Below are 25,442 nucleotides of genomic sequence, written 5' to 3'. Positions count from 1 at the left end.
GGTCCGGGTGGGCACGGAGGGGACCGGGGCGCGTGCCCCAGGGGGCGGGGGCACGCGCCCCGGTTCGGGGGGAGTAAAGCTCTACAGGTTGCCGAACGTGTCGTACCGGATGTGCTGCGGCGGTACGTCGTCCTCGGCGAGCGCCCGCAACGTCGCCCGGACCATCGCGGCCGAACCGGAGACGTAACAGTCGTGCGACGTCCACGGGCCGTACCGGGCCACCACGTCGGGGACATCCCCGCGCTCACCGGCGAAATCCGGGTCGTCGCTGCACGACGGGGTCACCGACAGCCACGGGTGGGCGGCGACCAGCTCCTCCAGACCGGCCAGGCCGTACAACTCGTCGGCGTGCCGGGCACCGTAGAAGACGTGCACCCAGCGGGCCCGGTTCCAGCCCGCCAGCTCCTCCACCATCGCCTTCACCGGGGCCAGGCCGACCCCGCCGGCCACACAGAGGATGTCCCGCCCGGAATCCCGGTCCACCGTCATCGAGCCCATCGGGGCGGCCACCCGCAGCAGGTCACCCGGCTTGGTCCGGCGCACCAACGCCCCGGAGACCCAGCCCGCGCCGGCCGGCGTACGGACGTGGAACTCCAGCACGTTGTCGTCGTTCGGGGCGTTCGCCACCGAGTACGTGCGCCACACCCGGGGCAGGTGCCGGGGCACCTCGACGCTGACGTACTGGCCGGCCTTCCAGACCAGCGGATGCTGCAGGGCCCGGACCGTCAGCACGGCGGTGTCGGTGCCGTACCGCTCGTGGGTGAGCACCTCCGCGTGCCAGTACGGCGGATTCTCGTCCGACTCCGCCCCGGCCAGCATCGTCGCCGTGATCGCCGCGTACGCGTCCCGCCACGCCTGGTCGTACTCCAGGTTCCAGCCGTCACCGGCCGTGGTACGCAGCGCGTCGAGCAGCGCCACCCCCATCGTCGCGTAGTGCGCGGCGTCGACGTGGTACTTGCGGTGGTCCCGACCCAGCGAGCGCAGGTACTCGTCGAAGCTCTCCGGGTCGTCCATCACCTGGGTGGCGGTGACGATCGCGTCCAGGATCCGGTCGCCCTGGCCGGTCATCTCCGCCGGGAACAGCCGGCGCAGCTCCGGATCGAGCAGGAACAGCCGGGCGTAGAAGCGACCGCTCAGCCGGTCCCGGTCCTCCTCGACCAGGGTCCAACTCTCCTTCAGCAGCCGAGCGAAGTTGTCCACGGGGGGCGGTCCTCCTCCTGACGGCGGATCGGGCACCGATAGAATGTCCACGGAGCGTGTGCACCGGTCGCACAGAATGTGCGATCGGCTCATCTGGGCCCACCGGCCGGTGCGATCGGGCCACCCCGTCGGGCAGAGTGGTGCGGTGACCGTTGAGCAGCACACCCGCCCGGAGTTCAGGCGGGTCCTCGGCACCGAGACCCTGCTGGTCCTCGGCCTGTCACTCGGGCAGTCGGCCGTCTACGCCGTGGTGTCGCTGACCGCGAAACTGACCGCCGACGGGCCGCTGTCGAAGCAGACCGCCTCGCTCAACACCTCGCAGTCCGCCCGGCCCTGGCTCGACCTGACGTACCAGCTGCTGGGCATCGCCTTCGCCCTGCTGCCGGTGCTGCTCGCCGTACACCTGCTGGCGCGCGACCCCGGCGACCCGGCGCGCACCCTCGGGGTGGACCTGCGACGGCCCGGGTCCGACCTGACCCGGGGTGCCGGCCTGGCCGCACTGATCGGCCTGCCCGGCCTGGCCCTGTTCTGGGCGGCGGCGCAGCTCGGCATCAACGCCACCCTGGTCCCCGCCGGCCTGCCGCCGCTGTGGTGGGCGGTGCCGGTGCTGGTCCTCGCCGCCGTGCAGAACGCCGTGCTGGAGGAGGTGATCGTGGTCGGCTACCTGGTCACCCGGCTGCGCCAGCTCCAGTGGCGGATCGGCGCGGTCATCGCGACCAGCGCGCTGCTGCGCGGCTCATACCACCTCTACCAGGGCTTCGGAGCGTTCGTCGGCAACGCCGTGATGGGCGTCGTGTTCAGCCTGTTCTACCTGCGCACCCGGCGGGTGATGCCGCTGATCGTGGCGCACACCCTGCTCGACGTGGTCGCCTTCGTCGGCTACTCGCTGCTGCCGAAGGACTGGTTCGACTGGCTCTGACCGTCGCTGTCCCCGCTGCGTCGCCGGTGGCCGCTGCGTCGCCGGTCGCCGTCGCTCGGCGGGCGGCCTAGCTGCCGGTACGGGCGGGCCGGTAGCTGGCCACCGCGCGGGCGGCCAACAGGTCGGTCGCCGCCGCGTCACCCGCCGCCGTCGCCAGCACCGCAGCCCCCGGCAGCAGCCGGGCCGCCAACCGGAGCGCGGCCCAGCCACCGGCCTGCGCGGCCAGCGGAGCTGCCAGCCGCCACGCGGCCTCCGCCGCACGCGGCCACGGCCCGTCGCCCGGGCCGTCCGCCGCCCGCGCCGCGTCCAGCGCGGCACGGGCACCGTCCGCGTCCGGGTGCACCCGGGTCAGTACCAGCAACTCCACCGCCCGCTCCGGGTCGGCCGGGTCCCGGCCGTACGCCGCCGCCACGTGCAGCACCAGCGCCGACTGCGTCCAGAGCACCACCGCCAGCTCAGCCAGGGGCGCGAACAGCCCGGCCACCGCCGCCGTCGCCCCACCCACCCCGGCCCACCTCACGAACCGCCGGGTGGCCAGCCGGGCCAACCCGTCCGGACCGGCATCCGGGTACGCCTCGCGCAGCCCGCGCGCCCACTCCCGGGCCTGCGGCCCGATCCCCTCGACCGCCGCCAGGGCCAGCAACTCCGGCGCGAACCCCGGATGGGCCAGCAGCCGGGTCCGGATCGTCGCCAGCTCCAGGCGTCCCGTCGCCACACCACCCGGGTCCGCCGCCGCCGTCACGGCGGGGGCGCTGGTGGCGGCGGGCGAGGTGCCGACGGGATCAGGGCCGGCAGGCGGACGCTGCGTGGTGGTCGGGGTGTGCTCCGTGGCGGGAACCGTGGTCGGTTCGGGAGTGGTTTCCGTGGCCGGGGTGGTGGTCGGCTCGGGGGTGGGTGCCGCTGGCGTCTTGTCCGGGGGCGCCTTCTTCGGTGGGGTCGCCCGCGTGCGGGGGGCAGCCCGGCGGGGGGCCGGGGTGGTCGACGCCGTCGTCGCCTTTCGCGCGGTCCGCTTCCGGGGAGGGGTGCCCGGTTCCGGTGCCGTGCCCTGCGTCGCCGGTTCTGTGCCCGGTGCCGTCGTTGCCGTGCCCTGCGCCGTCGGCGCGGCCGCTGTCGTCGGTGTGTCCGTTTCCATGGGAGCGGCCGTGACTGCCTGCGACGGTCCGGCCGTTTCCGGCGGTGGGTCTGATTCCGGTGGAAGGGTTGTCGTTGCTGCCGGTGGGGGTGTTTCCGGTGGTGCGGTCGCGGTCGGGATGGTGGCCTCGGCGGATGCCGGTCGTCCGGGGGGTGAGTCGGTGGTGCCGGCGACCGCGCCCGTCGCCCGTTTGCGGGGGGTACGCCGCGCCGCCGGCGTCCGCGCGGTGGTGGGCTGTGCTGGTGCTGGTGCTGGTGCTGGTGCTGGTGCTGGTGCGGTGGCGGGCGTCGCCGTGCCGGCGTCGGGTGCGGGTGCGTCGTCCGTGCCGGACGGCGTCGGTGCCGTCGGCGGGTCGTCCGGCGCGCCCGACGGCGCGGCTGCCGGCCGACCCGCGGCCGGACGGCGCGGTCGGGTGACAGCCGCCGGTGGTGGTACGGGTGACTCGGCGGCAGGGGGTTGGAACAGCACGGCCGGTGCCGCCTTCGTCGGGCGGGTCCGCTTCGGTCGGGGCGTCGCGTCATCGTCGGAGGGCTGCGGCTGCCGGGGCGGCACGGGCGGCGGCGTAAAGGTCGCCTCCGGCGAGCGGCGACGCGCCCGGTCGCTGGCGGGGCGGCGGGGCGGGTCGCTCGGCGGCTGCTCCTGCATGGAACAGGAGCGTAGCCGCGAACGTGACCTCGCACACGCGGGAATACGCCGCGTGGGGCGATGCGGCGGCACCCCCGGCGCGGCCCCCACCAGGGATTGCCGCCCGTCGGGATAGTCGCTTTGCCCAGGGTGGGGGCGGACCTGTATCCTCGTCCGCGGTGGTCCGCAGGGTCACCGAGGAGACTTCGCCTAGTCTGGTCTATGGCGCCGCACTGCTAATGCGGTTGGGGTCTTAAAGCCCCTCCCGGGTTCGAATCCCGGAGTCTCCGCGCAAAACCGGTTGTGTAGACTGGTCGAGCACCGGGCGCCCGTAGCTCAATGGATAGAGCATCTGACTACGGATCAGAAGGTTAGGGGTTCGAGTCCCTTCGGGCGCACAAGATCATGAGGGGTCTGACCTGCCAAAATGGCGGTCAGGCCCCTTTGCTTTTCTGTCCCTTGTGGTCGGTTGGGTGCTCGGTGGGTGCTCGTGCGACGAGCATCCCTCACGTCCGGCCCTGTCTGGTGGCGTCCCGTTGGGTGCGCGGGGCGTGTTCGTGTCGGTGAGCCTGTTTGGTGGGGTGAATGGGCAACGGTGAAGGCTCGCCTGGCGGGGTGGAGTTCGGTTACGGTGGCTTCGCTCTGCGTCAATTGTCTTTCGTGCTGACGGCGTACGTCGTGGGGGTCGGGGTGTCGTGATCGATCCGCGGCAGGTCCGAGAGGTGAAGCGGGCTCTCGGTGTGAGGCTTGCGGAGTGTCGTCGTGCGTTGGGTGTGACGCAGGCGGATGTGGCGGCGCGGGTGCACAGCACTCGGAGCACCGTTGCCGGGGTCGAGTGCGGTAGCCAGGTGGCGGATCGGGTTTTCTGGCAGCGTTGTGATGAAGCGCTGCGTGCCGGTGGTGAGTTGCTTGCCGGCTATGACGAGTACCGGCGACTCAAGCAGCGTCATGACGGGGAGAAGGCCGAGGCTGGGCAACGTGCACGGTGGGGTGAGGTCGCCCGTGTGCAGGTGCCAGGGTCCGGTGGGAGTTCGACCGGCGCAGACCACGAGTCACGTGCTGACGCCCGGGTCGCATCGCCCGGCGTGGGACATGCCCCGGCCGGTGTGGATCCGGTGTTGGCCCTGCACTGGATCGAGATGCTCCGGCTCCTGTCGGTCTCCCACAACATGTTCGGGCCTCGGCAGATCTATGACATCGTCTGTCGGGAGTCGTCTGTCATCCGCCGGTACCGGCACGACGCGACCGAAGACGTCAAGCCTCGCCTCTTGGCGGTGGAGGCCAGGTGGGCGGAGTTCGGTTCATGGGCCGCTGACAACCTCGGGAACGCCACGGCCGCGACGCACTGGCTCGATCGAGCTCTCGGATTGGCGCACCGGGCCGCGGACAAGCGGATGGCCGCGTATGTGTTGATGAGGCAGGCGCAGCAGGCTGCGGATCGTCTCGACGGAGATCAAGCCGCAGCGCTGGCGACCGCTGCCGAGTCCCTCGTGCCGCTCACGGATCGCGACCGGGCTCTGTGTCTGATCCGCCAGGCTCAAGGACACGCACTTCAAGGCGATCAGACCCGCTCACTGGCTGCGATCAACGCCGCTCACCGACTGGTCGACCGTGCGGCAGAGGTCGGCGAGGACGACCCGGACACCATCGGCCGCCACTGCACCCTCGCCTACCTTCGAGCCTACGAGGGTTACTGTCTGCTACGCCTCGGTATGGTCGGTCCGGCAGCGCGGACGCTGAAGGAAATTCTGGATGGGTGGCCCGCCGACTACCGTCAGGACGAGGCACTGACACGTGCCTGGCTCGCCCTGGCCTACGCCACCGCTGGCCGACTGACCGAGGCGAGCGCAGAGGGAAGTCAAGCACTCACTCTGACTGCCACCACGAACTCGGCACGCGCGATGCGCCCGCTGCATCAGTTGCATGCCCGGCTTGCCGGACAAACGGCGTCCGACGAGGCGGTCAGGTTCAACAGCGCCTTCTCCCTCGTCGCTTCCACGGTCAGACTGTGATCATGGACTTGATCACCACCGCCACGACCACGGACGAGGCCAACCGCCACGCGGATGTCGCGGTGCTGCCGGTGGGCAGTTTCGAGCAGCACGGCGATCACCTGCCCCTGCTGACGGACACGATTATCGCCTGCGCCATCGCGAAGGCTGCAGCAACCGCCTACGATCTGATGCTCCTGCCGCCCGTGACCATCAGCTGCTCGCAGGAACACACCGGCTGGCCCGGCTCGGTGAGCATCCGCTCATCCACCCTGGCCCACATCATCACCGACGTCGCCGCATCGTTGCGCGGGTCGGGAATCGAGCGACTGGTCGTGGTCAACGGCCATGGCGGGAACTACATCCTGGCCAACGTCGTGCAGGAAGCCAACGTCGAGGGGCGCCGCATGGCGTTGTTCCCGCGACGGGAGGACTGGGAGATCGCCCGCCGGGAGGCCGGACTGGCCAGTAGCGGCCACGACGACATGCACGCCGGGGAGATCGAAACTTCTCTCCTGTTGCACCTGTGCCCGAAAGTCGTACGCGACACCTTTCGGACCGCAGACCACCGTGCGGAGCGTCCGGACCTACTCGTTCTGGGCATGCGCGCCTACACCGACACCGGAGTCATCGGCGAACCATCCCTCGCCACAGCAACCAAAGGCAGAGCGGTCCTCGCCAGCCTCACGGGCTCCTTCTCAGACGCCCTTGCGGTGCTTCAAGGCGGCGCCGGTCAGTGAAGCCGCTTCTGCCCCGCACGAGACAGGGCTACATGTAACAAGCCCGGGGACGTAGGGAACCGATGAACGAGCGAGATACCCGGGAGTGGCTAGGTAGAGCTAGACCTAGCTATGTAGACTACAACTATGCCACCATCGGAAGTGCGGATGACGCTGGCTACCCAGCGAGTCCTACAGGTTCTGTTGGACAAGCCGGCAGAGGAGAAGTACGGCTTGGAGATATGTGAGGGCGCCAACCTCGCCAGCGGCACGATCCATCCGATCCTTGCCCGGCTGGAGAAGGTGGGGTGGCTGGAGTCGCGCTGGGAGAACGTCGACCCGCATCGAGTTGGGCGACCACGCAGACGCTACTACCGGTTGAGTCCAGACGGTGCGCAGCAGGCGCGTGCGGCGCTGGCTGCGGTTGAGGCTAGGAGCTACCGCAGCATTGGCGTGGCTTTCCCGGGCGGTGTCGCATGAGCCACAAGGCGTACGTCACCGCCTTAGGCCTCACCCGTGACCTGGAAATCCTCACGGCTCTGTCGCAAGACTTGGCGAAACGCATCCCACAAGGCCGTCCGATGGTGGACGTCCTCGCCCGAATGAGCAGTGACAGCGGCGCCATCGCACATGACCTACATGGTCGTCGCGGCGAGCAGGACGTAGGCATCAGGATCCGCAGGCGTGTGCACAATCTGGTCGAGACGCTCGCCAACGAGTACGAAAGGACGCTCGTCCTTACGGAGAGCAGTGTCTGGCGGCTCGGCGACAACGGACCCCGAACCCGTTTCTTCCTGGCGAACTTCGGCCTTGCTCACAACCGTGCCGATGAACTGGAAGGCCTCCTCGGATCTATGGCGGGCACCATCTATGGCAGCAAAGCCCGCCTCGATCTCGATCTCGCCGGAGATCTAGTTCACAGTTCAGAGCCTCACGGGGTCGAAGACGCCGCGCCGGCTGGCGTCGGTTCGCACCCGAGAAGGCAGGCGTTGCGCTTGGTGGATGTCATCGTCCGGGTCCTTCCGCCAGACCAGCGTGCCCGATACAGCGAGGAGCTCCGCGCCGAGCTGTACGGCCTCGCCGAGAAAAACTGGCGATACGGGGCGCAGCTGCTCTACGTCGCAAGGCAGTTCAACCGGGTATTCGAACTCAGGCACGAGTTGCGGCGCCCCTCACCTCGAAAGTCGAACCCGTAATCGCAATGTTAGGCCGCACCGTCGATGTGCACATTCACCGTTTTCAGGAGAACACCGATGCTGACCACCAGCACGCCGCTCGTTACGCCCCCGTCCTCGCCTCGAGCGCCTCGGTGGATGTGGCTGCTGCTTATGCTGCTCTTCGCCGGTATCATCGGTGGGGTCGCTGGACTGCTTTCGTACGCATCGGACGATAACATCCCCGCCGCTATTCTCACCGGCGGCGGCGCATTCGCGGGTGCACTAGCTTTGCTTTTGGCTATCGCTCATTATGCCAGCGGGGGGTGAGCATTAAGCAGGCTCAGCGACGTTAGCCTCGGCCCCTTCGTTAAGGGGCGTCGGTTGGTCGCGTCCCACGGTGTTGACCCGTGCGCGGTCGCCGTTGAAGTCCGGGTTGAGGCGGCCGGCCAGGCAGGACCGGTGCGCGGCGAACGACGCACATCCCGGTCCTTCACTGCTGCGCACGTCGACGGTGACGCCGTCGCCGCCAGGGCTGAGGATCGTCAGCTGACCGCAGCATCCGCATGGCCAGCTGAACTCCCGTAGGTCCGCGGCACGCATCGTGAGGCGTATCCAGACGGGCGGGTGGTACCGGCTGATCTCCTGGACGACCGCGTCGACCTGCTCGCCGACTGGTGGGTACTCCTCGGGCAGCGCGCGAGGTCCGCCCGACGGGCTGTCGATGACGCCGGCATCGACCGACGCGCCGATCGTTTCATGCCCGAGGACTTCGGCCATGACCCCCCAACGCTCATGACTGATGATCGTCGCCCGTACGGCGGCACCCACCACCAGGCCACCACCGACGCTGTCGAAACGCTGCACCGGTTGATCGTCGCGCACCACCTCGTCTGCGGCATAGCCCCGGCATGCCCAATGAGTCGAGGGGCGGCCAAAGGCGGACCGGGCACGACTTGCAGCACGTCTGGGCGCTCGGCGGCAGATCGGGATATTCGATCATTCGCCGGCTGGATGGCTCGGCTCGAACGGTCCGGTGTCGGGACGTGCGCGTAGACAGCGTTCGCGGATCGTTCTTCGGGGTCAGATCTCGCCGTCGCCGAGTTGGCGTAGCGTGCTGTCCGGCATCAGGCGGTGGCGGCGTGGCGGCGTGGCGGTTCCATGCTCTGCAGGATTCGTTCCATCATGCCTTCGCGTTCCGCCTGTTCCCGGCCGGTCGGGTCGGCGACGCGGAAGCCGTGCAGGGGAACATCGAACGGATCGATGTCGTCGGGGTCGGGTCGGCCCTCGAGGATGAAGCCGAAGAACGCTCGTAGGGCCTGCTCGCCCAGGTCCAACGGGTGGAAGGCAAGAGGGTACGGATCCTGGGAGAGCATGGGGTCGACGGGATGTTCGCCCGCCCAGTACGGCAGCTCGAAGTCGTAGGGCTCGCCGATGTTTTCTCCGATGCCGGCGGCCGGTGAGATGCTCAGCGAGCGGATGAGCTCGCCGTTCTCCCACACCGCGAAGCGCAGCCAGTCGGAGGCCGAGTGCATGCCGTGCATGATGATCCGCCGGCCCCCTGCGGCGCGGAGCAGCCCGGCAGGTACCTGTGATGGGAGGTCACAGACGAGCCGGAGGTCGCAGAGCAGCTCGGCACTAGCGAGGACGGTCGCGTAACTGGTGTCGTCCGGCGGACAACTGTGGTCGCCGAGCGAGCCGTCGCCGATGGGTGTCACCTCGTAGCCGGGATGCATCTCGCGCACAAGGTCTATGACCTCCGCCGGGCGGGACCGGACCGCTGCCCGCAGAGCAGGGCGCAGATCGCCCTCGGTGAAAGCAAGCAGTGCGGCACTCGCACCCATCGATCATCGGCCCCCAGCGTCAATGATCACCGCAGACTACACTCACCCTCGCCTCGGCGAGGCGGCTACACAGGCCGTCCACGCTCGCCACGCAGCGGTAACCGCCGCCCAGCAACACGCATCTTCTTGATCGGTCGACTGCGACGTTGCGCGACGCCCGGTCCGCGGCAGGCCCGGATGCTGGTGGGTGGCCATTGCCCAGTTAGGGCACCCATGCACCTTGATCTGCTCGTGGCCCGCAAGGATCGCGGCACAAGGACCAGCCATTCCATGCCCACCGATCAGGGACGCGGGCGGTGGCAGGTTCCTCCCGGTTCGACCAGATGAGAACACAGTGTGCACCACAGCGCCGGCACGGTCTCGTGAATTGTCGCCCCGAAGACGACCGGGTTCGCGTCGGCAACCTGCGCCGGCGCTCGGGTGAAGTACCGGATGGTCCACACGTCTCGGTCGTGTGGCCAGGCGCTCAGCTGGGTCTGGACAGCGACACCCGCGTCGTCGTCCAGCCACCAGGACTCGGTCGGGCCGGTCGCTTCGGGTACGCGCCGCGGTAGACCCCGCTCGTCGACTACAGGGACCACCTCCCGCGGCGTGTAGCAGGTGAAGGTCCGATGGAACCAGCCACTGACCGTCAGCTGCATGGCGTGGCTCTCCAGACGCTGATCGACGGAGCGGTCGATCACGCGGTAGGCCCACTGGCCGGGTCCCATAGCGGTGCGGCCGTCAGCAAGAACGTCGACGCCCCAGGTCCAGTCGCCGTCCACGATTCCGGTGAAGGCCAGACCGAACGGACCGCGATGAACCGTCGCGTCACCACCAAGGCCGTACTCCATGCCGTTGGAGCCGATGACCGGGTACCAAAGTCCTCCGAAACGCTCCTCGAACCTGATCATCGCCTCGATCAAGTCGTCGGGTGCCGCCTCGATCCGGTCGTCAACGTGCAGGACGGCCATCGAGCGGATGTCGGTAGAGGCCATGTGCGGCATACGACGGCGGGACCGTCGGGCGAGAACTGCCCGAGCGCGGCCAGACAAGCTCGGATCATCAAGGACGTATATCCGGCAAACCTATCACCGGCGCTCACCCACAAACCCGCTCGCGGAGGCGCCCGCACCCAACAGCAGACTCTTCTTGGCAAATCCGTACGCCGCCGGTCGACCAACATGACTGACTGTCGTCAATCTTCAAGAGCGTGAGCCGCAGCCGCACTCGCAGATGTCGATAGCTGTCGTGTACTCGGTGGCAGCCCCGGCTCTGCGCTCGAAGCCGCACGCCGACAACACGGCCGTACTCGTCGCACCTGACGCGGCGGGGGCCGTGTCGAAGGTTCGTGTCGAGGGTGTTCGACACGCGTCGACCCGCTTCTACTTGTTCCTGGCATTGAGGGTTCGGCGGCTGGCCGGCCACCACCGACGGTAGGCGTCAGTGGCGTCGGGAGGCATTCCGGGTGCGGCGGCACCCGTAGAGGTGAGGCCGCGACGGGCGCGTCCGGACCGCGTCGAGACCGGGGACGGGTGCCGTTGGAGGAAGGGAAGCGGTGGTCATGGGCTTGGATCACGCGTCTGCCAGGGAAGAGATTGTCCGGCATCGTGGGCTGCTCACCTGAGGTTCCCCCGGCAGCTCGGAGGCTTTCGATCATGCTCTGATGGAGCTGAAGGGAGTCATCCGTGGCAGCACCGAAGAAGTACCCCGATGAGCTGCGTGAACGTGCGGTGCGCTTGTATCGGGAGTCGGACCCGAAGCCCGTGATCCGGCAGCTGGCACGCCAGCTTGGTGTGCATCACGAAGCGTTGCGCAACTGGATCCGCCAGGACGAGGCCGACCGCGGTCAGCGTGACGACCGGCCGACGACCTCGGAGGTTGAGGAGCTGCGCCGGCTACGGCGGGAGAATGCCGAGCTGAAGCGGGCCAACGAGATCCTGAAAGCCGCGTCGGCTTTTTTCGCCTCGGAACTCGACCCGACCCGGCGACGGTCGTGACGCTCGTCAACGAGCTACGCGATCGCTTCGGGGTCGAGCCCGTCCTCCGGGTCCTCAACGTCGCCCCGTCGACCTACTACGGCTGGCTCGCCCAGGCCGCCAACCCGTGTGTTCGGCGGCGGGAGGATGCGGAACTGGCGGTGGAGATCGCGGAGATCCACGACGTATCGGGTGGCACCTACGGCAGTCCAAGGGTGCACGCCATGCTGCGCCGGCAGGGCCGCCAGGTGGGTCGCAAGCGGGTGGAGCGGTTGATGCGGACCGCCGGCCTGCAAGGGGCGTTCCTGCGCAGGAAGTGGCGCATCCCGTCGACCCGGTCGAACCCGAAGGCGACACCGGCTCCCGATCTGGTGAACCGGCAGTTCACGGCTGCGGCGCCGAACCGGTTGTGGGTCGCCGACGCCACCCGCATCCCCTGCGGTGAGGGCGTGTTCTGGCTGGCCGCAGTGCGGGACGTGTTCTCCAACCGCATCGTGGGCTGGCGCTGCTCTGACCGCTGCGACACCGACCTGATCCTCGGCGCCCTCGAATACGGCATCTGGTCCCGCGACGTCCGCGACGGCCAACTGATCCACCACTCAGACCGCGGGTCGAACTACACGTCGTTCCGCTTCGCCCAACGCCTGGCCGACAACGGCATCCTGCCCTCCATGGGGTCGGTCGGCGACAGCTACGACAACGCCCTGATGGAGAACTTCTGGTCGACGTTGAAGATCGAACTGGTCTACCGCAACTCGTGGCGCACCCGCGACGAGGCCGAGAACGCGATCTTCACCTACATCGACGGCTGGTACAACACCCGCCGCATCCAGAAAGACCTCGGCTGGCGATCCCCAGACGAGTACGAAACCGCCTGGCACACCCACCAGGCCCGACACGACCAGACGGCTATCGTTCAGCCTGAGCCCACCGGCGCCAGGTAACTAACCCTCCGGCAAACCGGGGGAACCTCAGTTGGCCGGCTGGGGCAACAGCTGGCATGCTTCCGCCGCATGAGGAAGATGGCCGCCCTGGTTGTACCCATGCTTGCACTGCTCGTAGGCTGCAAGGCTGCGCAAGCCGAATCTTCGGACGCGGGAAGTGAGAAGGCGAAGGCACCGAGGACAGTCACGGTCGAGAATAACCCTGACTTTGCAGCGCTTCTGGCGGGCCCGCCGCATGGGAAGACGGTCGAAGCGGCCGCTGAGAAGTTTCAGGCAAAGACAATCCAATTTGACGGCTTTGTCTCTGATATCTACATCAACCCGCGCGAGCACAACGGCGAATCAACCATCGACGTGATGGCGGGCGACGCGTCGGACGAGAAGCACAGCGGCCCCGTCTTCCAGTTGAGTTGGTACGGCCACGAGGACCCGACGGAAAAGTTGGCGAAGGGCACCAACGTGCATGTGAAGGCCCTGGCCGGAGTCATGCACGAGTTTGAGCCGTTCCAGTACTACCTGATTGACGAGGACCCGAACGACTCGGAGTCCCCGCTCACCGCGAGGTGAGATCCGGCCGCCCGTGGACGGCAAGGGGGCCGGCCTCCGAAGGGGCAGGCCTCGATGCTTCTCGCTAGCCGTTGGGCTGATCGAGGGCTGGGGGACGAGTGCGTCGGCGCTGGATCTGGGGGCCCTCATGGTGGGTAACGCCCTCGCCTCCAGCTGGAGCCGGCCCGGCGCGCCCCTTCTTCTCGGTCCGGCCTGATACAGCACGCAGGTCGAGCTTGCGCCCGTCGTCACCGACGACGAGGGTGGGGGGTGTGATCTCGCGGGTGCGAGAGATGATCCGGGCGAGTGACCACCATGCGGAGGTTCGTTACGGTGGCCGGGTGATCGAGGTGCGACAGCCGACCTTCGGCGACCTGGCCGCGCTGGAAGACATCCTGGAAGCTGAACAGCTCGGCTGTGACACTGAGGGCCTGCCGTGTTGGGTCGCCGCGGAATCAAACGTCGACCATGAGGTCCTCGGCGGTGTCATCGCGAATTTTGCGTACGGCGACTACGGGTCGAAGGTGCCGCCCGGCCACGGCCGCGACCACGCCTTTGTCCATGCCATCGCGGTAGCTTCCGAGCACCGGCGCAAGGGCGTGGGCCGAGCCCTTATGCGCCGTGTCGCCGAGGGTGCCCACTCTGCGGGTCTATCCTTTCTGGTACTCATGCCGCAGGAGCGTGAGGCCGATGCCGCTGAGCACATTGCCTTCTTCCGTACCTGCGGCTTGAATTCGCTGGCGCCGGGGAGCTACTTGGCGGCTTACGGCGCTCCCGTCTCGGAGATCCTGCAGCGCTTGCAGATGGGCTCCTGAGCCTGAGAGCCAGCTTCCCTTGCCCATCGGGTGTAAACGGACGAGCTGCTTGACTGCGGGGTTTCGCATAGCCCGGCCCGCCGCAGCTCAGTGATCTCCCTGCGCAACCGGCGGTTCTCCTCGGCCATCTCGCTGGTCGGCCGGTCGTGACGCTCGTCGGCGTCTGCCTCGGCTTGGCGGATCCAGTTCCTGAGCGCCTCGTGATGCACGCCGAGTTGCTCGGCCAGACGCCGGATCACGGCTTCGGCTCCGACTCGCGGTACAGGCGAACAGCGCGCTGACGGAGCTCATCGGGGTACTTCTTCGGTGCTGACACGAACGACTTTCTCCCCCACGGCCATCAGACCATGGTCAAGCTCCATGAAAGAGGGGGGTGGCTCACGATGGGCGCTCCAACGTCAGGGAACGGGCCACAGAACCGCATCAGGCACTTGGAGAATTGCCGGATCACGCCCATAGCCAGCATGTTCCGCAGGTGCTGGCCCTGATAGGGAAGTCGTCCAGTTGAGGTCGTTACATTGTGTCGGCAATGACGGCTTTCAGGTGACGGACTCGATCGGTCATTGGTTTCATGGGTTCCGTCGCCTTGCCGCCGGCTATGAGGTTGAGCGATGGGCGGTCAGTGATGGCACCGAGTAGCTGCCGGACGCGTTCCACCGGCCAGCGTAGTTCCTGTGCCAGCGCGGTGATGGTCAGCCCATGATCGGTGGCTAGTTCGAAGGCTTTTCTGAGGAGGGTCGGCTGTTCGCCGGGGAAGCCGTCGATGGGTTCCAGGGCTGGTTTGGACTGGTTGAGGCGTTGGTAGGCCCGTGTCGCAGTGGTGTCGGTGTAGAGGCCTACTTCTCGGCAGCGGTAGATGAGGCTCTGGATCGAGGTACCCCATGTTCGCTGGAGTTCAGCGAACGCCGCGAAGTTCACTCTCGTGGGTAGGAGGGGGATGATGCTGTCGCGTGGGGTGAGGAACTCTGCAGCGAAGGTGTCGGCGTCTCGTTCGTGGCGGGTGTCACCGGGCAGGGCGTCGGCGTGGAGCACGAGGTGGGCAAGTTCGTGTGCGGCGGTGAAGCGCTGCCGGTATACGTCCTGGGATCGGTCGCGGCTGATGACGATGAACGGCCGCGGTAGCCGGGAGGTCGAGAAGGCGTCCACGGTACGGAAGTCGCCGTCGGCTGGCGCGTGAACGACGACGATGCCGTGGACCTCAAGGGTGCGCACGAGGTGGGGAATGGGCGCGGTGCCGAGATTCCAGTGCTTGCGAAGAGCCCGGGCGGCTTGGACCGGCTCGGTGGGAAGGCTTGCACCGGGGTGGATCTCGCCGCCGGCGAAGCCGGGAAGGTCTACGTGGGGCAGGAAGACGCGCCGTTCGAGGGCGTAGATGAGTTCCCAGACCTGTTCGGTGAAGGAGACGGCCTTGGCGCGTTGGTATGAGCGTGTCTCACGGAGATGGCGGAAGTGCGCTGCGGAGGAGTCGAGGCGGGCGTAGGGACGCCCGACCTGGAAGAAGCCGACGGGGTAGCCGAGGTGTTCGGCGAGGGCGATCAGAATCTCGGGGCGTGGCCGTGCCCCTGATTCGTACTGGCCGATGGCCGCGGCGCTGACCCCGACCCGGTCGGAGAGTTCCTTCTTGGTCAGCCCGGCGAGTTGGCGAGCTTGTGTCAGACGTGCCGAGTCGAACTGCCTGGCGACAGCACTGGCTGACCCCGAGGGCGACTCCACGGGGAGGCCGCCGGCAGAGAACAGGTCATCGGGCTCGTCAGTTCTGGGCATCGCTTCGCTGTTGGTGGTCGCTGTGTTCGGCTACGGGGCTGACGGTGGCCTGCTCGGCGGCGGTACGGGCGCGCAGCGTCGGATTGGCCAGCTCGGCCTGGTCGAATCGCGGCGACGCGGTCGAGGCCGACGGCTGGGTGACCAGGCGAAGTCCGGGGATCGGGTCTGCGGACGGGACGAGCAGGGGTTGTGCGGATACCCAGCTCGCTGTGCCGGTCTGGCTCACGCTGATCTGCCCCCATCCGATGTTGAGCAGCCCGTGCCGCTCGTGAGCGGCGTAGTAGATGATCACGATACCGTCTGGTTCCAGCCCGCGCAGGAGGTCGGTGGCGTGGGCGTCCGACTCGGACTCCATTCCTTCGAAGGCCGGCTGTTCATGATCGGGTTTGGGGCCGAAGAGCCGCGCCAGCTCCAGCGTCGTCTTGTTGATCTTCTTCAGGGCGCGAGGGCTGTCGTAGGCGGTCGCGAGGTCCTTCGCGTACTCCACCGGCAGCACGGCGACGTTGTTGATGGCGACGATGCGGTAGCTCTTGCCCAGCGGGCGCACCGTCTGGGCGCCGGGGATCTCACCGAGGTGGTTGACCAGCTCCTCGTACCGCGCTGGCCAGCCTCCACCGAAGGCGTGGCGCGACGTCAGACGGACCGCGTGGTGGCCGTCCATCTGCCGTCCGACGGCGGCCTGGATGGCCGACGGGATGGCCTGCGTCAGCGTGGCTGCCACGTCGCGGCCGAACAGGGACGCCGCCCACGCTGCCGGCCGGATCTTCTTCGACACGGTTCTCCCCTCATGCTTTACCTGCGTGCAGAAAGCTAGCATCTGTGCTTTAGTTTTGAGCGCAATGACGCCACTTCGGTGACGCTGAGTGTGTTTGTGTAGATCACACCGCCTTCGGTGTGGCGTGATCTGTTGTGCGCCGCGATCGCGGTGGACGTCGATCAGGCCGCACACGGTGTCCGGTTGTGGCGTTGCGGGTCGCCCAGGATGAGCGGCCGGGGGAGGAAGGTGACGCATGACGGCGGATCTGACCAGGTTCGGCCGGGACACAGTCGTGACCACGGTGACGCAGGCCGCCAGTGTCTGGATGTCGCCGGGACTGCCCGGCGAGCGCTGGCGGCAGGTGGCTGACCTGCACGGGCGGGTCGCGCTGGCACACCTGGCGCACGGTGCGCCTCTGCTGCCCCTGGTGGACTTCACCGACCTGTTGACCGGCCCGCTGTCCGGGCTTCTGCCGGATGCACTGAGGGAAGCGTGCGACGAGGTCTTGCTGGTGGAGGACGGACAGCTAAGTGCTGCTGCCACTGACCTGCTGATGGAGAACCTCGCGCCGTCGATGACGGCCTCCGATGTCGTCGGCTGGTCGGTGCCGCGTCTGAGCGCGGAGAAGGTGCAGGGCTGGCTCTACGGACAGATGCTGGCTACGGGCACGGAGGAGGGGTACCGGCGAGCGCGACGGACCGTCATCGAACACGCGGCGGGGGAGATGTCGGAGGTGATCGACGCGATCAAGGCCGCAGGGCTGCCCCGCGAGGGCCTGGTCGAGGAGATCCCCGCATGGGCGTGGGTGGCGCACGAGGGGGAGCACTACTGGTTCGGGTGCCCCGTGTGCCGGTACCCGATGCGGTACCAACTCGGTCGGCTTGCCTGTGCCTACCCGCCGCACACGAAGGCTTTCGGCGGTTCGATCACCGTAAAGGCGGTGAAGGGCCGCGCACCGGTGGCCGGTGCGTGGAACGTCGAGCGTGCCGCGCAGTTGGGCGGACCACAGGTCACCACTGCGGTTCCGGTCAAGGATCAGGTGTGTCTCGTCCGGCCGGCGTGGCGGTACTCGACCATCCCTGGTTGTGAGGAGGTCCGCCTGCACCGCGAACTCGAGATGATGCCGGGCGTCACCGCGAGACTGTGGCCGTACGTCGACCGGTACGACCTGGAAGTGAGGGCACCAGGACGACGGCGGCCCTGGCGGGTCGATGTCAAGGACTACACCGACCCCGCGCGGCTGGCCAACGAGCTGCTGCGTCGGGGCAGCATAGGCGAATCTGACCTGTTGATCGTCGTCCCCGACTACCGGGCGGGCCATGTGGCGGTCCTCAACGAACGGCTGCGCCTTGCCACCGGATCACGGCGCCGGTTCGCCACGACGTCTCACCGATTCCTCACCGAGGTGAAGAGGGCCGCAGCCGGATGAGCAGCCGTTCGCGTTTCCACAGGACCGCCAACCGGTTCCTCGTCGGACCGTCGCTACGTCTGGCGCTCGGCCTGGCCGAACAGCTCTTCCCCACCGAGACCTGGGAAGGCGCGCCCGCAGTGGACCCCCGCGACGCGCGGTTCCTCCTCTCCGGCCAGCTCGGGGTGTGGAGCCTCTGGCGCGACGGCCTCACCGCCACGCAACGACATGCGATCGACCGCCTCATCCATCTGCGCCCTCGCCGCCTGGCCACAGAGGGAGGCCTGCGCGTCAGCCTCGCCGAGCACCTGCGCAACAACCGGTCGCCCCGCTACCTTGAGGCCGGAGACTTCCTGCAGGTGATCGACGGTGTGCCGGTCGGTGATCTGATCACTGCCGCGCTGCAGGAACTGGAGGATGCCTCATCCCCGCTGCGCGTCCCCCCAGAGGCGCTGGCCGACAGGCGCTACAGCTCATCGGTCTTCCTCGCCGGCCCCAGCCGCGACGAGTTCCGGCGCAACACCTACCTCATCCCGCGGGCGCCGATGCCCTACCCGCCTGTCCCGGTTCTGGACGCCGCCGCGCCAGCCGAGGTGGTGGCCGACCTCGCGGACATGCACGCCACCGCCGAACTGATCGACAAGAAGCGGGGTGACGATGCCTTCCGCCTAGCGGAGGTCCTGGACGGATTCTCACGGGAGCTGCGGACGCCACAGGGCCAACCCGTCGACCGGCTGAAGCTCGCGGCAGGGCCACTCCAGCTCATGATCGCTCCCACTGGTTCCGGCAAGAGCGTCTGGATGCGCGTCGCCGCCACCCACCTCGCCAGCCACAGAGGAGGCCGCCGCACCATTGTCCTGCTCACCCCCGATGTCGAGAGCACGCTGGATCTTGTCGCGGCCATCCGCAGTGACCTCGCGGCGCTGAGCCTCGACATCCCCGTCGTCGCACTCATGTCCCACCGGCGGCTCATCGAAGTGGCCATCCAGCGCACCAACGACGCACCGGAGGATCTGGCCGGCGCCAGGTGGACCTGGCAGGAGCTCGGCTACTCCTGCATGCTGAGCGACGAAGAAGGCGCCGCATGGCAGCCAGGCCAGGAACCCTGCACGGACCTGCATGAGCCCGGCGTCGAAGGCCGCCACCGATGCCCTCTGATCGGAGCCTGCGAGAAGTGGGCGCCATGGCGGCAAGCCGCCGGCCCAGCCAAGATCATCGTCACCAACCACGCCTACTTCCAGCAGGGCTCGGTGCCGTTTCCCGTCATCACGAACGGCACACTCCACGGACGGATGAGCGCGCAGGAGCTGCTGCTGCGGCGCGCCGACATCGTCCTTGTCGACGAGGTCGACGCCTTCCAGGGACATGCGGTCGCCCAGTCCGGCCGCACCCTCGTCCTGGCTCGTCGTGACACGCAGAAGCTGCTCCTGGAGAAGCTCGACGACCAGCGCAAGGAACAGGTCGAATCCGACAACGTGCCGGGCGAGCTCGAACTCGCCTTCCAGCGGGCCATCCACCGGGTCGAGTTCCTCTCCGAGCGCTACCTGGCCGCCGTCGTCAACGGGTTCATCGACCCGCAGGACCCACTCGGCCCCAAACAGGCCAGGCTGCACCTGCCACGCCGATGGGACAACCTCCTCGCCTGCCGCCTCTTCGGCCTCAACGAACTCGAAGACCGCCCCAGCGACGACCAACTCGACAGGTTCAAATCCCTGTTCACCCAGAACGAACCCGACCCTGACGCGCTACCCGCCGGCTGGGCGGACCTACGCAAGGAACTGCGCCTCGTCGTCGCCGACGAACCGGAATCCGACCTGATCCACAAAAGAAGCCAAGGCATCGTCAGTGCGATTCAAACGATCACCACGCCCACCACCGACGACGGTGAATTGGACGCCGACGCCGACCTGGAGGAAACGGACTGCGGCCGTCAGACCGGGAAGGACGACGATCCGGAAGACCCCACCGCTTCGGCGTGGCAGCTCCAGACCGCCCACCTTCTCCTACGCAGGGCGTTCCTCGGCGAACTCCAGCAAGGGCTCGCCGAACTGGAAGACCTACTGCCGCTGATGCGCGACAGCGGCATGCGGCTCGCCGACGACGTCGAAGCCGCGTTGGACCGAGCTCCCTCCTGGCAGGCAACACCCGAAGGACCGATCGGCCGAGCGGTCTTCGGATTCGCCGTCACCGGCGACCCGGAGAGCCGCTCCGACCGACAGTTCACCGCAGAGATCCTCTCCGGCGACCCACACACCTACACCGCAGACCTCGGAATCACCACGGCTCCCGCGCTCACGGGCGCGCCCAGAGTCATCGTCGGACTCTCCGCGACCGCCTACCTACCCGGTTCCCCCACCAACCACGTCCATGCCGACGTCGCCTGCTACTACCCCGACATCGCCGGCACTGGCACTGGCAGGCTGACCGTCAGCAACGCGTCCGTCAACGACCACACGACCAACCGCGGGATCGTCATCTCCGGGGCAGCCCGCAACCGCAAGGCCCAACTACTCGAAGGCATCGGATCCGGCCTCTGGGACCAGATCCTCGAACAGAGACTGCGAGACCTGCACGACCACCGGGACACCGAACGCCGCGACCGTGCCCGGGTCCTACTCGTCACGAACTCCTACGACCAGATGCTCGCCCTCTGCCGCGGCCTGATCGCCGGGGGAGCCCACCGCACCCGCATCGCCGTCGCCGTTCCCGCCGGTGACCGCCGCGGCCTGCAAATCCCCGACGACGTACTCGCCATACCCGCCAGCCGGCTGCGGACCTTCCCGGGCACGGGCAGGGACGTGCTGATCTCACCTTTCGCACGGGTTGCCCGCGGGCTCAACATCGTCGTCGGCCACCGGTCCGCGCTCGACTCCATCTGGGTATGCGTCCGACCCATCAAGCTCATCGACGAACCATCCGCACTGGTTGCCCACACCGGTGCCCACGCCCGCCGCAACCGGCACCCCGGCGAGGACCCGCGCGAGGAACTCGACGAACGCCACCGCATCGCCGCCAAACACCTGGAGCTCATCAACAGGTCCAACCCCGCCTTCGGGCGCCTGCCTCCCGACGTGCGAACCGCGATCTTCGCCGACGTCCTAGCCGACCTGATCCAACTCGCCGGGCGCGCAAGGCGTGGCGGCACCAACACCACTCTTCACCTGGTCGACAACGCCTTCCACCGAGGAGGCGCCGCACCGGGCAGCGACTTCGCCTCCCTCATCCGCAACCTCCACCAGCGATGGCGCGACGACAACCACCTGGACCAGGTCCGCTCCATCTACGGCACCACCATCGACGCGTTCTTCACGTTCGCCGGCATCAACGACAGGAACCCCTGATGCGCACCCTGGCCTTTCCCTACACCGAAGCGATGGCGGAGAAGATCCACGGCTACACCCTCGGCAGCGAGGTCAACGACACCTGGCAGGACCTGAACCGCCGATACACCCGGCACCCGAAGAACCTGCCGTACAGGGACCTGAGCCTCGGCCTGCGCTACGTTTCCAGCGACTACGCCACCATCTGCAAGGACCCCGACGGCCCCGGCACCCTGCTCCTGATGCGCAAGAAGATCGACACCGCCATCATCAGCCGGCTCTTCGCCGCCTTCGAACAAGACCTCGCGGCCCGGCACGGCGCGCCATTCGAAGACCTCCTCGGCCCACTGCTACGCCGTACCAAGCCACGCACGATCCACATCGCCAAGTACCTCCAGGCGGGCACGGTGACGCACGCCGATATCCCCAACTGGGTTTTCGACGTCGCCACCTGGCGCACCATTGAACTCCTCCGAGGCGCGCTCAAGCTCCCCGACGGTACGGACCTGCTTCTCCGTCCCGACATCGACGGCAACCTCGTCGCCTTCAACCGCCCGCTTCCCGAGACGCATCCCAGGGCCGAACAAGGCATCCACTACATCAGTCTCGAACCCATCACCGTCCCCGGCTACCCCGGCATCCTGCTCAACCTCGACGCCCACATCAGCGCCACCACCGGCTTCCCCGGCAACGCCAAGAGCCTCTGGATCGCCACCGACGACACCGGCATGTTGCTCACCGCCAAACACCGCTACGATCGCCCCACCAACCGAAACGTGATCACCGGGCTCCTTCCCCAACTTGTCGACTCCTTCAGCATCCGCGGCGTGCCCACCAACTTCACCGCAGATGACCTCCTCGCGGCCCACCCCCGCATCCGCGCCCGACACGCCAATACACCCGACAGGCACCCCATCGGCTCCGGACCGGGCCGCCGATTCCTCGACTGCGTGCTCGAGCACGCCACCGCCAGGCTCAACACCGAGTCGCTCGTCCTGGAAACCACACCCATACTCAACATCGACGCCCCCGGCGACCCCGACCGGCACGCGAAACTCGCCTCAGCCGTCAACGCGGCAGCACGGCCGATCCACATCAGCGTCGTCTACCAGGACGACCTACAGCGCCACCGGTCCGCCCAGGCGCTCACCGAAGTACTCAACCTCCCCGAGAACAGCCTCACCACCGCGGAGAACACCTTCCTCGACGGCGCGCTCACCATCACCTTCGACAGCGCCAAGACCGACATGCTGGTCACTCCCGGACCCATGCGCCCCCGGAACACCCTCGCCGAGCAGATCATCTCCACCAGGACCCCCGACGCCCTGCACCTCGTACTCGCCGAGAGCAACAAGGAACTCGCCGCAGCCAAGCCCACCGAAGACCCCAAGCCACAGCTTCGCCGCGCCCTGGCCGCCCACGGCACCGTCAGCCAGTTCATCGATCCAGCGTCAACGCCCAAGCCCGGCACCGTCGACCACCCCGCCAATGCCGCCGTACGAGACCTCCTCCGGGCAGCGGGACTCACCGCCACCACACCAACCCGGGTGTTCTCGCGCCCCCTGCAGCCGCAGCCATGCGTCATCGTCGGTCTCTACACCCGCGAACAGAACCAACCCGCCACCCGCATGATCAGCCTCTCCGCCCTCATCAGCGACGGAACCGACACACCCTGGTACATGCTCGGCTACCACCCCGACGCCCACGGCTGGAACAACCTTCCCGCCGCCATCGCCGCACATCACGCCACCGACCTGAGCCAGTTCAACGACCCGAACCCCGCCACCCGCACCGCACTGGCGCGGGCCTACACAGAACGGGCCCTGCACCAGCTCCGCACCCGCTACGACGACATCCCAATGATCATCTACATCGACGGCTCCAACCGGTACCCACTGTGGTCCGGCACTACCAACAAGAACCTGGGTCACGGACAGCTCGATGCGCTGCCCCACCTCGGAATGATCAATCCAGCCGACATTTCACTGGTCAGGGTCAACACGGCATCAGACGGCAAGCTGCCACAACCTGTCAGGGCAATCGGAAAGCGGGCGAGCGCTGACGACGGTGTAGTCCCGGCCACCGAACGGCTCTACCACCTTCCCGGCGCACACCAGGACACCTACTACCTGATCAACCGATCGCGCAGCGACAAGGCGTTCCAGTCCAGCGTCAGAGCCGGCCATCGTCAGACGCGATTCGACCTCGCGGAGGCAAGAGAGCTCCGGACGCCCTGGCACGCGATGACCTGCACGGAGTTCCTTCTCCTCGAACACGGCGCCTTCGAGCGCCAACACCTCGCGGCGCTCAGCGCGCGGCTCTGTGGGCATTCGCTGGCCTGGGACGGGCGGACAGCCCGAACCGCGCCCGTACACCTCGCTCGACAGGTTTTGGAGGATCATCCCGGGCGCAAGACGGCTGCACGCTGAGGTGGGCGAACGGCCGAAGAGGCCCGCGCACGGCCGGTCACTACACGCATACTGGACCGAGACTCTGGCACACGCGGCCCAGCGTGACCGCCGATCGGGAAGACGGAGAGGCTCACCACCCAACCCGCGCATCGCAACGCAACGCCCGATTCTCGAACCACAACGCCCAGTCGAGAACCGGTTCCGGTTACCGCGCTGCCAGCCTGGTGGACACGGTGTCCATCCTCGCGCAATAGCCATGTGCAAACTTTTCGATATGGCTGTTTTGTTGAACCAAATCGTGAGCTCGAACATCAGGGCGAACCTTGGCGGCTGCCCGTCGTGGTGCGTCAAGGTCCACGCCGAGGAGGAGTCGGGTAGTCCGGGCGACCGGGCCCGGGGGCACTCCCGGATGGTGATGGAGACCCACAAGGGTGGGGTCGGCGGGATGGCGGTGGAGATCCTCTCACTGGAGCACCTTGACCAGCCTGAGGAGAGCACCCCAGCGGAGTTGGTCGTGTCCGTTCCGGATCCGCTCAGTCTGGCCGACGCCGGCTACCTCGCCACCTCCATCAGGAAGGCGGTCACGGCAGCCCGTCGGACGCACCGGCCGTACTGGTTGAAGCGTGCGTGTCCGTCCTGGTGTGTCGCAACGCACGAGGACGGCGACCATCTCGAGGATCGCATCCACTGGCCAGACGACTCGCCGCCTGTGCTGTTGTCGTTGCACAGCTCGGTCATACTGCCGGCGAGTCGTGCAGCGATGGGACGTACCGGCCGCCGGGGCTGGAGGTCGACCTGGAGCAGCACGCCGACGCGGTCGAGCCGATGGTGAAGTTCGTGATCGAGGGCGCGACGGCGGCGTTGTGTCTCACGCTGGACGAGGCCGAGCATGTGCGGACGGCGGTCGGACGAGTTGTGGCCATGGCGCGAGATACGGGCAACCAGCTGCTCGAGGCCGAATCTGTCGGTCCAGCGCCGAGGCCGGACCGGTCGCGCCTCGACCAGACCGTGGTCGATCTGGTGGTCCACGACGAGGGCCTGACAGCCGAGCAGAAGATCAGTGAGCCATTTTCATCCTGCGTAGCGGTTGGCTTCGACGTGGTGCAGCACGAGGATGGTCTGCACGATCGCGGTCGCGCGGTGTGGGCAGCAGCGCAGCTTGGCCAGGATCTTCCAGGTCTTGAGGGTGGCGATCGCGCGTTCACCGCGAGCACGGATCTTCGCGTGCGCCCGGTTCACGGCCTTCTGTCGGCGTGACAGCTTCGGCCGGAAGCGGCGCCGCTTGAACGGTGTGCGCACGCTACCTCGCGCACCCTGATACCCCTTGTCCGCGAAGGTCATCACATCCGTGTTGGCCAGGGCCTCGATGATGCCGTGATCCCGGGCGGCGGTCAGATCGTGGGTCGAACCCGGCAGGGCTGGTGAGGCCCACACGAGTCGACCGACTGCATCGGCGATGACCTGCACATTCACGCCGTGACGTTTGTGCTTGCCGGAGTAGTACGGCTTCTGGTCGGCGACGCGGTCGATCGGGATCAGGGTGCCGTCCAGGATCGCGTATGCCAGCAGCCGGATGCGCCGCATGGCGGTGTCGAGTTCTTCGGCGGCTGCGCTGAGCAGGGCGATCGCTTCCTGGACGTAGCGCCAGGCAGTCGCCACGCCGATCTCGAAGCCGGCGGCGAGGCGGGTGTAGGTGTCGCCGTTGCGCAGATGGGCCAGGGCGAGTAACGACTGCCGGCCTGGGCTCAGTCGCCGCCAGCGGAACCGGCGCTGCTTACGGTGGGAGCGGATGCGTTCGGCGAGGTGGTTCAGGGTCCGGTTGGACAACGGGATCGTGGCGGGGTAGGACAGCATGGCGAGGCTCCCGGTCGGGGCATCGGGTTTTGGTCGATTTGCTGTCCTACCTGGAGCCTCGCGCCCATCGATCATCGGGTCC

General features: G+C 67.7%; 23 protein-coding genes, 2 tRNA genes and 1 pseudogene. 17 read left to right on the top strand and 9 right to left on the bottom strand.

The window, feature by feature from the left end; all coding sequences use genetic code 11:
• Positions 1–81: 81 nt before the first annotated feature.
• The gene (locus ACN261_RS08345) at positions 82–1,200 is read right to left on the bottom strand and encodes a globin domain-containing protein (RefSeq protein ID WP_425849373.1); all 1,119 of its coding nucleotides are present in this window, start codon (positions 1,198–1,200) and stop codon (positions 82–84) included.
• 145 nt (positions 1,201–1,345) lie between these two features.
• Between ACN261_RS08345 and ACN261_RS08340 the strand changes: the two genes are divergently transcribed.
• Positions 1,346–2,119, top strand: coding sequence for a CPBP family intramembrane glutamic endopeptidase (locus ACN261_RS08340; protein WP_363792659.1), 774 nt, complete (start codon positions 1,346–1,348; stop codon positions 2,117–2,119).
• 67 nt (positions 2,120–2,186) lie between these two features.
• Here ACN261_RS08340 and ACN261_RS08335 read toward each other — a convergent pair whose 3' ends face one another.
• The gene (locus ACN261_RS08335; protein WP_425849370.1) at positions 2,187–2,834 is read right to left on the bottom strand and encodes a hypothetical protein; all 648 of its coding nucleotides are present in this window, start codon (positions 2,832–2,834) and stop codon (positions 2,187–2,189) included.
• A 653-nt stretch (positions 2,835–3,487) separates the two neighbouring features.
• On the opposite strand from ACN261_RS08335, the gene ACN261_RS08330 reads away from it, so the two are divergent.
• The 8 genes and pseudogenes from ACN261_RS08330 (at position 3,488) to ACN261_RS08295 (ending at position 7,781) form a co-directional block, all read left to right on the top strand.
• Positions 3,488–3,667, top strand: a complete 180-nt coding sequence (locus tag ACN261_RS08330; RefSeq protein WP_425849368.1) for a hypothetical protein — start codon at positions 3,488–3,490, stop codon at positions 3,665–3,667.
• Positions 3,668–4,074: 407 nt separating this feature from the next.
• Positions 4,075–4,165 (top strand) — tRNA-Ser (locus tag ACN261_RS08325).
• A gap of 35 nt (positions 4,166–4,200) precedes the next feature.
• A tRNA-Arg gene (locus ACN261_RS08320) sits at positions 4,201–4,273 on the top strand.
• Between the two features lie 297 nt (positions 4,274–4,570).
• A pseudogene (locus tag ACN261_RS08315) lies at positions 4,571–4,729 on the top strand (helix-turn-helix domain-containing protein); the annotation flags it as partial.
• Positions 4,730–4,990: 261 nt separating this feature from the next.
• Positions 4,991–5,887 carry a hypothetical protein gene (locus ACN261_RS08310; protein WP_425853673.1) on the top strand — a complete coding sequence of 299 codons (897 nt, stop codon included), beginning with the start codon at positions 4,991–4,993 and terminating at the stop codon, positions 5,885–5,887.
• 2 nt (positions 5,888–5,889) lie between these two features.
• Positions 5,890–6,606 carry a creatininase family protein gene (locus tag ACN261_RS08305; RefSeq protein WP_425849365.1) on the top strand — a complete coding sequence of 239 codons (717 nt, stop codon included), beginning with the start codon at positions 5,890–5,892 and terminating at the stop codon, positions 6,604–6,606.
• 147 nt (positions 6,607–6,753) lie between these two features.
• A complete protein-coding gene (locus tag ACN261_RS08300; RefSeq protein ID WP_425849363.1) occupies positions 6,754–7,065 on the top strand; it encodes a PadR family transcriptional regulator in 312 nt (103 codons plus the stop codon).
• On the top strand, positions 7,062–7,781 hold the full coding sequence (locus ACN261_RS08295) for a hypothetical protein (RefSeq protein WP_425849360.1): 720 nt from the start codon (positions 7,062–7,064) through the stop codon (positions 7,779–7,781). The genes ACN261_RS08300 and ACN261_RS08295 overlap by 4 nt, the downstream gene beginning before the upstream one ends.
• A gap of 291 nt (positions 7,782–8,072) precedes the next feature.
• On the opposite strand, the gene ACN261_RS08290 is transcribed toward ACN261_RS08295, so the two are convergent.
• The 3 genes from ACN261_RS08290 to ACN261_RS08280 all read right to left on the bottom strand — a co-directional run bounded on the left by ACN261_RS08290 (position 8,073) and on the right by ACN261_RS08280 (position 10,560).
• Complete coding sequence (locus ACN261_RS08290; RefSeq protein ID WP_425849358.1) at positions 8,073–8,606, bottom strand: hypothetical protein; 534 nt, start codon at positions 8,604–8,606, stop codon at positions 8,073–8,075.
• Positions 8,607–8,866: 260 nt separating this feature from the next.
• Positions 8,867–9,583, bottom strand: coding sequence for a DUF6928 family protein (locus ACN261_RS08285; protein ID WP_425849356.1), 717 nt, complete (start codon positions 9,581–9,583; stop codon positions 8,867–8,869).
• 281 nt (positions 9,584–9,864) lie between these two features.
• Complete coding sequence (locus ACN261_RS08280) at positions 9,865–10,560, bottom strand: hypothetical protein (protein ID WP_425849355.1); 696 nt, start codon at positions 10,558–10,560, stop codon at positions 9,865–9,867.
• A 690-nt stretch (positions 10,561–11,250) separates the two neighbouring features.
• On the opposite strand from ACN261_RS08280, the gene ACN261_RS08275 reads away from it, so the two are divergent.
• The 4 genes from ACN261_RS08275 to ACN261_RS08260 all read left to right on the top strand — a co-directional run bounded on the left by ACN261_RS08275 (position 11,251) and on the right by ACN261_RS08260 (position 13,846).
• Complete coding sequence (locus ACN261_RS08275) at positions 11,251–11,562, top strand: transposase (RefSeq protein WP_204924187.1); 312 nt, start codon at positions 11,251–11,253, stop codon at positions 11,560–11,562.
• The gene (locus ACN261_RS08270; protein ID WP_425849352.1) at positions 11,559–12,485 is read left to right on the top strand and encodes an IS3 family transposase; all 927 of its coding nucleotides are present in this window, start codon (positions 11,559–11,561) and stop codon (positions 12,483–12,485) included. Before ACN261_RS08275 ends, ACN261_RS08270 begins: the two co-directional genes overlap by 4 nt.
• Before the next feature lie 69 nt (positions 12,486–12,554).
• Positions 12,555–13,052 (top strand): DUF4839 domain-containing protein, encoded by a 498-nt coding sequence (locus ACN261_RS08265; RefSeq protein ID WP_425849348.1) that lies wholly within the window; start codon positions 12,555–12,557, stop codon positions 13,050–13,052.
• Positions 13,053–13,372: 320 nt separating this feature from the next.
• Complete coding sequence (locus ACN261_RS08260; RefSeq protein WP_425849346.1) at positions 13,373–13,846, top strand: GNAT family N-acetyltransferase; 474 nt, start codon at positions 13,373–13,375, stop codon at positions 13,844–13,846.
• On the opposite strand, the gene ACN261_RS08255 is transcribed toward ACN261_RS08260, so the two are convergent.
• The 3 genes from ACN261_RS08255 to ACN261_RS08245 form a co-directional block, all read right to left on the bottom strand.
• Positions 13,795–14,085, bottom strand: a complete 291-nt coding sequence (locus ACN261_RS08255) for a transposase (RefSeq protein WP_425849345.1) — start codon at positions 14,083–14,085, stop codon at positions 13,795–13,797. The two genes, ACN261_RS08260 and ACN261_RS08255, sit on opposite strands and share 52 nt — an antisense overlap.
• A 274-nt stretch (positions 14,086–14,359) precedes the next feature.
• Positions 14,360–15,610, bottom strand: a complete 1,251-nt coding sequence (locus tag ACN261_RS08250; protein ID WP_425849343.1) for an ImmA/IrrE family metallo-endopeptidase — start codon at positions 15,608–15,610, stop codon at positions 14,360–14,362.
• On the bottom strand, positions 15,597–16,385 hold the full coding sequence (locus tag ACN261_RS08245) for a hypothetical protein (RefSeq protein ID WP_425849342.1): 789 nt from the start codon (positions 16,383–16,385) through the stop codon (positions 15,597–15,599). The genes ACN261_RS08250 and ACN261_RS08245 overlap by 14 nt, the downstream gene beginning before the upstream one ends.
• Positions 16,386–16,620: 235 nt before the next feature.
• Here ACN261_RS08245 and ACN261_RS08240 point away from each other — a divergent pair, with 235 nt between their 5' ends.
• The 4 genes from ACN261_RS08240 (at position 16,621) to ACN261_RS08225 (ending at position 24,338) form a co-directional block, all read left to right on the top strand.
• The gene (locus ACN261_RS08240) at positions 16,621–17,796 is read left to right on the top strand and encodes a hypothetical protein (RefSeq protein WP_425849339.1); all 1,176 of its coding nucleotides are present in this window, start codon (positions 16,621–16,623) and stop codon (positions 17,794–17,796) included.
• On the top strand, positions 17,793–21,116 hold the full coding sequence (locus tag ACN261_RS08235) for a hypothetical protein (protein WP_425849336.1): 3,324 nt from the start codon (positions 17,793–17,795) through the stop codon (positions 21,114–21,116). The genes ACN261_RS08240 and ACN261_RS08235 overlap by 4 nt, the downstream gene beginning before the upstream one ends.
• The gene (locus ACN261_RS08230; protein WP_425849333.1) at positions 21,116–23,524 is read left to right on the top strand and encodes an RNaseH domain-containing protein; all 2,409 of its coding nucleotides are present in this window, start codon (positions 21,116–21,118) and stop codon (positions 23,522–23,524) included. Before ACN261_RS08235 ends, ACN261_RS08230 begins: the two co-directional genes overlap by 1 nt.
• Positions 23,525–23,804: 280 nt before the next feature.
• On the top strand, positions 23,805–24,338 hold the full coding sequence (locus ACN261_RS08225; protein WP_425849331.1) for a hypothetical protein: 534 nt from the start codon (positions 23,805–23,807) through the stop codon (positions 24,336–24,338).
• A 239-nt stretch (positions 24,339–24,577) separates the two neighbouring features.
• Here ACN261_RS08225 and ACN261_RS08220 read toward each other — a convergent pair whose 3' ends face one another.
• Entirely contained in the window at positions 24,578–25,360 is a 783-nt protein-coding gene (locus ACN261_RS08220) for a transposase family protein (RefSeq protein WP_425849329.1), read from the bottom strand.
• Between the last annotated feature and the right edge of the window lie 82 nt (positions 25,361–25,442).

Source organism: Micromonospora sp. WMMD723 (assembly GCF_049863385.1).
In the GTDB taxonomy this organism is placed as follows: Bacteria; Actinomycetota; Actinomycetes; order Mycobacteriales; family Micromonosporaceae; genus Micromonospora; species Micromonospora wenchangensis.
The sequence above is the reverse complement of the archived record's forward strand: the minus strand, read 5'-3'. Positions and strand labels throughout refer to the sequence as shown.

Coding starts and splice junctions, on each gene's coding strand:
- ACN261_RS08305 (WP_425849365.1), top strand. CDS start 5,890: ATGGACTTGATCACCACCGCCACGACCACGGACGAGGCCAACCGCCAC.
- ACN261_RS08300 (WP_425849363.1), top strand. CDS start 6,754: ATGACGCTGGCTACCCAGCGAGTCCTACAGGTTCTGTTGGACAAGCCG.
- ACN261_RS08295 (WP_425849360.1), top strand. CDS start 7,062: ATGAGCCACAAGGCGTACGTCACCGCCTTAGGCCTCACCCGTGACCTG.
- ACN261_RS08285 (WP_425849356.1), bottom strand. CDS start 9,583: ATGGGTGCGAGTGCCGCACTGCTTGCTTTCACCGAGGGCGATCTGCGC.
- ACN261_RS08280 (WP_425849355.1), bottom strand. CDS start 10,560: ATGGCCTCTACCGACATCCGCTCGATGGCCGTCCTGCACGTTGACGAC.
- ACN261_RS08265 (WP_425849348.1), top strand. CDS start 12,555: ATGAGGAAGATGGCCGCCCTGGTTGTACCCATGCTTGCACTGCTCGTA.
- ACN261_RS08250 (WP_425849343.1), bottom strand. CDS start 15,610: ATGCCCAGAACTGACGAGCCCGATGACCTGTTCTCTGCCGGCGGCCTC.
- ACN261_RS08240 (WP_425849339.1), top strand. CDS start 16,621: ATGACGGCGGATCTGACCAGGTTCGGCCGGGACACAGTCGTGACCACG.
- ACN261_RS08235 (WP_425849336.1), top strand. CDS start 17,793: ATGAGCAGCCGTTCGCGTTTCCACAGGACCGCCAACCGGTTCCTCGTC.
- ACN261_RS08230 (WP_425849333.1), top strand. CDS start 21,116: ATGCGCACCCTGGCCTTTCCCTACACCGAAGCGATGGCGGAGAAGATC.
- ACN261_RS08220 (WP_425849329.1), bottom strand. CDS start 25,360: ATGCTGTCCTACCCCGCCACGATCCCGTTGTCCAACCGGACCCTGAAC.